This window comes from Cupriavidus sp. 05L411, assembly GCF_056398045.1.
Map to the genome: position 1 here is coordinate 103,211 of NZ_JBFTOQ010000027.1, position 8,802 is coordinate 112,012.

General features: G+C 64.6%; 5 protein-coding genes and 2 pseudogenes. 5 read left to right on the forward strand and 2 right to left on the reverse strand.

The genetic code is table 11. From position 1 onward, the window contains the following. The first annotated feature begins 207 nt into the window (after positions 1-207). From AC1DQR_RS27265 to AC1DQR_RS27275, 3 genes are all read left to right on the forward strand, one after another. Complete coding sequence (locus AC1DQR_RS27265; RefSeq protein ID WP_477134078.1) at positions 208-975, forward strand: FadR/GntR family transcriptional regulator; 768 nt, start codon at positions 208-210, stop codon at positions 973-975. 64 nt (positions 976-1,039) lie between these two features. Further along, on the forward strand, positions 1,040-2,707 hold the full coding sequence (gene ettA / locus AC1DQR_RS27270) for an energy-dependent translational throttle protein EttA (protein ID WP_477134079.1): 1,668 nt from the start codon (positions 1,040-1,042) through the stop codon (positions 2,705-2,707). A gap of 166 nt (positions 2,708-2,873) precedes the next feature. Further along, positions 2,874-4,021, forward strand: a protein-coding gene (locus tag AC1DQR_RS27275; protein WP_416050390.1) for an IS3 family transposase whose coding sequence is annotated in 2 segments (ribosomal slippage) — positions 2,874-3,132 and positions 3,132-4,021 — 1,149 coding nt in all. Because the reading frame shifts where the segments join, the coding sequence is not laid out codon by codon here. 133 nt (positions 4,022-4,154) lie between these two features. On the opposite strand, the gene AC1DQR_RS27280 is transcribed toward AC1DQR_RS27275, so the two are convergent. After that, the gene (locus tag AC1DQR_RS27280) at positions 4,155-5,288 is read right to left on the reverse strand and encodes a metallophosphoesterase (protein WP_416049809.1); all 1,134 of its coding nucleotides are present in this window, start codon (positions 5,286-5,288) and stop codon (positions 4,155-4,157) included. 328 nt (positions 5,289-5,616) lie between these two features. Between AC1DQR_RS27280 and AC1DQR_RS27285 the strand changes: the two genes are divergently transcribed. Beyond that, a complete protein-coding gene (locus tag AC1DQR_RS27285; protein WP_416049808.1) occupies positions 5,617-6,828 on the forward strand; it encodes an efflux RND transporter periplasmic adaptor subunit in 1,212 nt (403 codons plus the stop codon). A gap of 13 nt (positions 6,829-6,841) precedes the next feature. Beyond that, positions 6,842-8,650: pseudogene (locus AC1DQR_RS27290) on the forward strand (efflux RND transporter permease subunit); the annotation flags it as partial. A gap of 10 nt (positions 8,651-8,660) precedes the next feature. On the opposite strand, the pseudogene AC1DQR_RS27295 reads toward AC1DQR_RS27290, so the two are convergent. Next, a pseudogene (locus tag AC1DQR_RS27295) lies at positions 8,661-8,802 on the reverse strand (IS30 family transposase); the annotation flags it as partial.

The following is an 8,802-nucleotide window of genomic DNA, read 5'->3' on the forward strand; positions in this document are numbered from 1 at the left end:
GCCTTGCCGCATGCATGCCGAGTGAGCGGAGTCTAGTTCACGAGTCTGGACAGGTAAACTGGTATTACCAATTAGTGGTCTTTACCGATGCCGCTGCGCATGCTGCGGCGCGCGATGAAACCGCCTGGACATTCGCTGGCGCGCTGCCTAGACTCCAGCCGGCTGGACAAATGGTCAAACCAATTTCGCCAGACGCTCGGGCTGCACATGCCTATCCATTCGATCGAACCGCAACGCCTGTACCGCCAGATCAGCGCGCAGTTGCGCACGCTGATCCAGGCCGGCGAGTTTCCGGTGGGCTCGCGCCTGCCGGCGGAGCGGGATTTGTCGGTGCAGCTCGGCGTGAGCCGCCCATCGCTGCGCGAGGCGTTGATCGCGCTCGAGGTTGAGGGCTATATCGAAGTGCGGATGGGCTCCGGCATCTATGTGTGCGAGCCGCCGTCATCCGTCGACGCCGGCTTCGACCTGTCCGCCGAGGAAGGGCCGCTCGAGCTGATCCGCGCACGTGCCCTGGTGGAAGGCGAGGTCGCCGCGCTGGCGGCCAGGAGCGGGCGCAAGGCCCAGTTCGATGCGATCGAGGAAGCCATCGCGCAGATGGCCGCCGAAGCCGCCGCCGGCATCAAGCCGCTCGATGCGGACCGCTTGTTCCATGTGCGGGTGGCGCAAGCCACCGGCAACAGCGTGCTGGTGGGCGTTGTGCGCCGGCTCTTCGACTTGCGCCTCGGGCCGCTGTTCGATCAGTTGAACAGCCACTTCGAGACGCCCGAGGTCTGGGCCCAGGCCATCGCCGAGCATCGCGAAGTCCTGGCGGCACTGCGCCGCAAGGATCCGGAGCTGGCGCGCGCGGTCATGCAGCGGCATATGGACATTGCTTACCGCCGCCTGACCTCCAGCCTGACCCGTGCGCGCAAGCGTGCTGCCGGCACGCCGGGCGCCGCGCCACGCGCCAGGAAGGCATCCTCAGGGGCGTCATGAAGGGCCTTGTGCGGACCGGCTTTGCTACACTTGGCCGATTCCCCCCAATTTCACCCGGATCCGCATGGCACAGTACGTTTTCACCATGAACCGCGTGGGCAAGATCGTCCCGCCCAAGCGTCACATTCTCAAGGACATTTCCCTGTCCTTCTTCCCGGGCGCCAAGATCGGCGTGCTGGGCCTGAACGGCTCGGGCAAGTCGACCGTCCTGAAGATCATGGCTGGCCTCGACAAGGAAATCGAGGGCGAAGCCACGCCCATGCCCAACCTGAACATTGGCTACCTGCCGCAGGAGCCGCAGCTCGATCCCGAGCAAACCGTGCGCGAGTCGGTGGAAGCCGCGCTGGGCGGTGTGTTCGAAGCCCGCAAGAAGCTCGACGAGATCTATGCGGCCTATGCCGAGCCGGACGCGGATTTCGACGCGCTGGCAGCGGACCAGGCCAAGTACGAAGCCATCCTGGCGGCCAGCGACGGCAACAACGCCGAGCTGCAGCTGGAGATCGCGGCTGATGCGCTGCGCCTGCCGCCGTGGGAAGCCAAGGTCGGCAACTTGTCCGGCGGCGAGAAGCGCCGCGTGGCGCTGTGCCGCCTGCTGCTGTCGCGCCCCGACATGCTGCTGCTCGACGAACCCACCAACCACCTGGATGCGGAATCGGTGGAATGGCTGGAGCAGTTCCTCACGCGCTTCCCCGGCACCGTGGTGGCGGTGACCCACGATCGCTACTTCCTCGACAACGCCGCCGAGTGGATTCTGGAACTGGACCGTGGCCACGGCATTCCCTGGAAGGGCAACTACAGCTCCTGGCTGGATCAGAAGGAAGCCCGTCTGAAGCAGGAAGAATCGAGCGAGTCGGCCCGCCAGAAGGCGCTGCACAAGGAACTGGAATGGGTGCGGCAGAACCCCAAGGGCCGCCAGGCCAAGTCCAAGGCACGTCTCGCGCGCTTTGACGAACTGAACAGCCAGGAATACCAGAAGCGCAACGAAACCCAGGAAATCTTCATCCCCGCGGGTGAGCGCCTGGGCAACGAGGTGATCGAGTTCAACGGCGTGAGCAAGGCCTACGGCGACCGCCTGCTGATCGACGACCTCAGCTTCAAGGTGCCGCCCGGCGCCATCGTCGGCATCATCGGCCCCAACGGCGCCGGCAAGTCGACCTTCTTCCGCATGCTCACCGGCAAGGAAACCCCGGACAGCGGCGAGATCAAGGTCGGCCCGACCGTGAAGATGGCCTACGTGGACCAGAGCCGCGATGCGCTCGACGGCAGCAAGACCGTGTTCGAAGAGATCTCCGGCGGCGCCGACGTGCTGACGGTTGGCCGCTACGAAACGCCGTCGCGCGCGTACATCGGCCGCTTCAATTTCAAGGGCTCGGACCAGCAGAAGCACGTGGGCACGCTATCGGGGGGCGAGCGCGGGCGCCTGCAYCTGGCCAAGACGCTGATCKCCGGCGGCAAYGTGCTGCTKCTSGAYGAACCGTCGAACGACCTCGACGTGGAAACGCTGCGCGCGCTSGAAGACGCGCTGCTSGAGTTCGCCGGTTGCGTGATGGTGATTTCCCACGATCGCTGGTTCCTGGACCGGATCGCCACCCACATCCTGGCCTTCGAAGGCGAGTCGCATGTGGAATTCTTCCCGGGCAACTATCAGGAGTATGAGGCGGACAAGAAGCGACGTCTGGGTGAGGAGGGGGCTAAGCCTAAGCGGATTCGGTATAAGCCTATTGTTCGTTAAAGGAGAGAGGGGGGGGGGTCTTTGGACTGCAACTGCAACTTCAGCTGCAACGGCTTAAGGTCAAGGGCAACTGCAGTTTCACCTCCCCTTCGGGGCGGCGACTGTAGTGGTCTAATGAACTTGGACACCTCAAAAGGTAGACTTCCCGTCGACTAGAGAGGTGATGATGGCACGCAAGGATTTCTCGGACGAGTTCAAGGCAGAGGCCGTGAACTTGGTGTTGGAGCAGGGCTATACGGTGACCAAGGCTGCCAAGGCACTGGGCATCGGGGAGACGGCGCTTCGACGCTGGCTGGGACATCGACAGGCGAAGGTGCAGCCGGGCCCAAGTGACCTGGTAAGTCTAACGCCGGATCAGCGCCGCATCCGGGATTTGGAGCGGCAGGTGGCCCAACTGGAGCGCGAGCGCGACATCCTAAAAAAGTCCACGGCCTTCTTCGTCAAGGAACTCGATCGCAATACGAAGTGATCGAACAGGCGGAGAAGGTCTGGCCGGTGGCCGTGGTGTGCAGGACGCTGGGAATGCCGCGCAGCAGCTACTACGCGTGGAAGGCCCGGCAAGGGCCGCTGCGTGCGCAGCGCGAGGCCTTGGTGGATCAAGTCAAGTTGATCCACGAGGCAAGCGGAGAAAGTTACGGCAACCGCCGCATGTCGCAAGAGATGCGGCGACGAGGCCACGCCGTGGGACGCCATCAGGCCAGAGGATTGATGCAGGAAGCGCAGGTTGCAGTCCGGAGGGCACGCAAGCACTACTACTCGAAGGGCGGGAAGTCCTCAGCCATTGCGCCGAACCGACTGAATCGGCAGTTTGCGGTGGCGCAGCCAAACCGCGTATGGGCTGGTGATGTGACCTTCATTGGGACGCAGCAAGGCTGGCTGTACTTGGCTGTGGTGATCGACTTGTTCTCGCGACGGGTAGTTGGGTGGGCGTACTCGGCCTCGGCCGACACGCAGCTGGTGGTCAGAGCGTTGAGACTGGCGCTATCGAGCCGACGGCCGGCCGAAGGGCTGATGTTCCACTCGGACCAAGGTAGTCAGTACGCCAGCCTCGCGTTCCAGGCGCTGCTACACGATGAAGGGATTACGCCCAGCATGAGCCGCGCTGGCAACTGCTGGGACAACGCGGTGGTGGAGCGTTTCTTCTGTAGCTTGAAGGGGGAACGCATACGAGACCGGACTTACCGGGACCGCGCGGAGGCCCGAGCGGACATCACAGACTATGTGCTGTTCTTCTACAACCAACAGAGATTGCACTCGGCCACGTTGAACATGCCGCCGGCCGAGTACGAGGATTTAAAGGTGGAAGCTGCCTGAGAAAGTGTCCAGGTTTACTTGACCACCACAGTCGCCGCCCCGCAGGGGTGGTGAAACTGCAGTTGACGTTGACGTTGAAGTTAATCCCTTGATTCTGAAGTTAATCAGTTGCAGTTGCCCCTCCCCAAAAAACTCACTTCCTCACCAACCTCAACTTAGTAATCTCCGACGGCGCCCCAAACCGCTTAGGCGGCCCCCAATACCCGGTCCCTCTGCTCACGTACACCCACATCGCCTCATGCCGGTTCAACCCGGCGGTATAAGGCTGCTGCATCGGCACGAACAGGTTCCAGGGCCAGAACTGGCCGCCATGCGTATGTCCGGAGAGCTGCAGGTCGAAGCCCGCGGTGGATGCAGCCGGCGCCGTGCGCGGCTGGTGCGCTAGCAGCACGCGCGCGGCTACCACCGCCGGGGCGCCGTGCAGCGCGCGCGCCGGGTCGCTGCGGTGGCTCTCGTCGAAACGGTGGGCGGAAAAATCGGTCACGCCTGCCAGCACCAGCGCTTCCTCCTCCTCCCCGATCACCACATGCTCGTTCATCAGCACGCGCAGGCCCAGTCCGCGCAGCTCCGCGATCCACGGCTCGGCGCCAGCGTAGTACTCGTGGTTGCCGGTGACAAAGTAGGTGCCATGGCGGGCCTTCAGGTTGCCTAGCGGGGCTGTGTGCCGGGACAACTCGCGCACGGTGCCGTCGACCAGATCGCCGGTGATGGCGATGGCGTCCGGGGCCAACCCGTTGACGCGGGCGACGATGCGCTCCAGGTAGGCGCGCTTGATGGTGGGGCCAACGTGGATGTCGCTGATCTGCACGATGGTGAAGTCGTGCAGCGAGTCAGGCAGGCCGGCGATGGGGACTTCCACCTCGACCACCTGCGCCAGCCGCCGCGCATTGAAGAATCCCATCAGGGTGACCAGCAGCGCCAGCACCGGCACCGCGGCGGCGGTGCTGGGCAGCATCCATGCCGGGTGCCAGCCGGCCATCGCGCTCACCAGCAGCACGACGTCGCGCGCCAGCGTCAGTATCAGCAAGGAAGAGAAGAAACCCATGGCCAGCATGCCCACCCAGGTCAGCGCATCGGACCACGGCTGGTCCAGGCGCCGCGCCAGCAGGCCTGCGGGAATCAGCGGCCACGATAGCGCCAGCCAGGCTACGGCTAGCGCCTTGATGGCGAAGGACACCGGCATGTCGGGTAACAGGCGCAGCCCGATATAGCCGTGCAGCAGGCCAACCACGAGGGCGGCGACGAAAACGGTGGTGCGAGGGGGCATGCCACCTCCAGGGTGTGGGATTCGGGGCCGGATGCTTCCAGCATTGATATTGTTTTAGCGCATTCCGGCGACGCCGCGATGCTGTGAGAGTGTGGCGGGCACCCTGGAATTGTCGTCTCTGCGCCGCTTTTCCGCTTTGGGCATCGATGCCGTACGTGAGGTCCTCGGCCGCCGGATTCAAGGGGCGCAAGCTGTGCCCGAAAGCACTTAAATCGCTTGCAAGAAAAATTGAATTGTTTGCATCACCTCCCTGGGTTTTACTTGCGTGACCAGTTGCGCACGCTTGCGGCAGCCGCCGCGGGTGCAGATGACTGCGGGAGGGCGGCAAATGAATCCGTCGGGTCGGCTGTGGGGCGGGGCGTTGTCGCTTGCGTCGCTGTGGCTGCTGGCCGCTTGCGGCAAGCAGGAGGCGCCGCCAGCGGCGCAGCAGGCGGTGCCCGTCCAGGTCATCAAGACCGTGGCGCAGGACTTGCCGGTCACTTTCGAGTTTGTCGGGCAGACCCAGAGCGACCAGGCGGTGGATATCCGCGGCCGGGTCTCGGGTTTTCTGGTCAAGCGCAGTTATGTGGAAGGCGCCATGGTCAAAGCCGGCCAGTTGCTGTTCGAGATCGACCACAAGCCCTTCCTGGCCCAGCTCGACGCCGCCAAGGCGCAACTGGCGCAGGAGCGTGCGCGGCTGGAAGTGGCGCGCGCCAACCTGGCGCGGGTCAAGCCACTGGCCGAGCGCAATGCGCTGTCGGCGAAGGACCTTGACGACGCCACCGGCAACTATCATGCGGCGGCGGCGGGCGTGGAGCAGGCGCGCGCGCAGGTGGAGGCGCAGCAACTCAACCTGTCCTATACCTATGTGCGCTCGCCGGTGGACGGCGTGTCGAGCTTCGCCGTGCTGCCCGAAGGCGCTTACGTGAGCGCCACCAACAGCTTGCTGACCACGGTGTCCACGCTCACGCCGATGCGCATCAATTTCAGCATCTCCGAGCCGCAGACGCTCGAGTTCCGCGCCCAGCAGGCCAACAAGCAACTGGTGCCGCCGCCTGACCAGCACTATGAGGTCACCGTGGTGCTGGCCGACGGCAGCGAGTATCCGCGCAAGGGCCGCATCACGTTTGCCGACGCCACCTACAATCAGCAGACCGGCACCTTTCTGGTCCGCGCGGAAATGCCCAACCAGGAAGGGGTGCTGCGCCCGGGCCAGTTCGTGCGTGTATTGGTCAACGGCGCCAAGCGGCCCGACGCCATCGTGGTGCCGCAGCGCGCCGTGGTCCACGGGCCCAAGGGCGACCTGGTCTTCGTGGTGGACAAGGACAGCAAGGCCTCGCCCCGGCCGGTGACGGTGGGCGACCTGTCCGGCTCGATGTGGCGGATCTCCCAGGGGCTGGGGCCCGGGGAGACGGTGGTGGTGGACGGCGCGAGCAAGATCGCGCCGGGCGCAACGGTAAAGATCACCGGCGAGGCGCCACCTGCCGCCGTGGGCGCGGGCAGTATGCCGGCGCCGGCGTCCGCGCAGGGTGCCTCCGCGCCCGTGGCCCAGTCATCCTGAGGCACAGACCAACATGCTCTCCGCCTTTTGCGTCCAGCGGCCCATCTTTGCGGCGGTGCTGTCACTGATCATCGTCATCGGTGGCGTGGTGGCCATGTTCGCGCTGCCGATCGCCCAGTATCCCGACATCACCCCGCCCCAGGTCACCGTCAGCGCCACCTACGCCGGCGCGGATTCCGACACCGTAGCCCAGACCGTCGCCGCGCCTATCGAGACCCAGGTCAACGGCGCCGACAACATGATCTACATGCAGTCGACGTCTTCGCCTACCGGATCGATGACACTCAATGTGTATTTCGACATCGGCACCGATCCCGATACCGCGCAGGTGCAGGTGCAGAACCGCGTCAACCTGGCGCTGCCGCAGCTGCCGGACACCGTGCAGAAGACCGGCATCAACGTGCAGAAGCGCTCCTCCAGCTTCCTGCTGCTGATTGGCGTGTACTCGCCCGACGGCCGCTTCGACCAGCAGTACATCAACAACTACGCCAACCTCTACGTGCTCGACGCCATCAAGCGCGTCAATGGCGCCAACCAGGCGCAGATCATGGGTTCGGCTGACCTCGCCATGCGCATCTGGCTCAAGCCGGACCGCATGGCGGCGCTCGGCATCACCGCGCAGGATGTGCAGCGCGCGGTGCAAAGCCAGAATGAGCAGTTCGGCGCCGGCAGCGTGGGCCAGGCGCCCAACAGCAAGCCGGTGGAGCTGACCTTTCCGCTGGTCACGCCGGGGCGCCTGACCACGCCCGCGCAGTTCGAGAACATCATCCTGCGTGCCGACAACACCGGCGCCGCGGTGGTGCGCCTGCGCGATGTGGGCCGCGCCGAGATCGGCCAGCAGCAGTACACGCTGCGCTCCGCGCTCAACGGCAAGCCGGCCACCATCATCGCGGTGTACCAGCAACCCGGCTCCAATGCGCTGCAGGTGGCCAAGGACGTGCAGAAGGCGCTGGACGAGATGTCCAAGACCTTCCCGCAAGGCGTGAGCTACAAGGTGGCGCTCGACACCACAGAGTTCGTGCGCGCGTCCATCGACGAAGTGGTGCACACGCTGATCGAGGCCGTGATCCTGGTGGTGCTGGTGGTGTTCATCTTCCTGCAGAACGTGCGCGCCACCATCATCCCGGTGCTGGCGGTGTTCGTCTCGATCTTCGGCACGTTTGCCGGGCTGCTGGCGCTGGGGTTCTCGATCAACCTGCTGACCTTGTTCGCGCTCGTGCTGGCGATCGGCATCGTGGTGGACGACGCCATCGTGGTGGTGGAGAACGTAGAGCGCAACATGGCCGAGTTCAAGCTCTCGCCCAAGGAGGCCACGCTGCGCGCGATGGAGGAAGTGACCGGCCCGGTGATCGCCATCGTGCTGGTGCTGTCCGCCGTGTTCATCCCGGTAGCCTTCGTCTCCGGCACCACCGGGCAACTGTACCGGCAGTTCGCGCTGACCATCGTGGTGTCGGTGGTGCTGTCCGGCTTCGTCGCGCTGACCTTGTCGCCGGCCCTCGCCGCGATGATCCTCAAGCCGGGGCACCATGAGCCATGGAGCGGCTTTGTCTGGTTCAACAAGCGCTTCGACTGGCTGGTGGATCACTACGGCAACTGGGTGCGCATCTTCATGCGCCGCTCCGTGGTGGCGCTGCTTTGCTTCGTCCTGATGCTGCTGGCGGTGTGGCAGCTGTTTGGCCGGATTCCCACGGCGTTCGTGCCATCGGAGGACCAGGGCTATGTGCTGGTGGCGGTGATGATGCCGGACTCCGCCAGCCTGGACCGCACCGAGAAGGTCACCTCGCAGGTGGCGGCCATGTTCCGCGAGCATCCGGCGGTAGAGGATTGCGGATTCAACCGGTCAACGCAACAGCTTGATGGAATCGTTCAGCCGGTGTATCGAAGTTTAGTGTTTTGCGTGGGCGTTCGTTGAGTCTTCTGGCTATGGCGTTGAGCTTGGCTTGCGAGTAGCCCGAGAGATCGGTGCCTTTCGGG

Coding starts and splice junctions, on each gene's coding strand:
- AC1DQR_RS27265 (WP_477134078.1), top strand. CDS start 208: ATGCCTATCCATTCGATCGAACCGCAACGCCTGTACCGCCAGATCAGC.
- AC1DQR_RS27280 (WP_416049809.1), bottom strand. CDS start 5,288: ATGCCCCCTCGCACCACCGTTTTCGTCGCCGCCCTCGTGGTTGGCCTG.
- AC1DQR_RS27285 (WP_416049808.1), top strand. CDS start 5,617: ATGAATCCGTCGGGTCGGCTGTGGGGCGGGGCGTTGTCGCTTGCGTCG.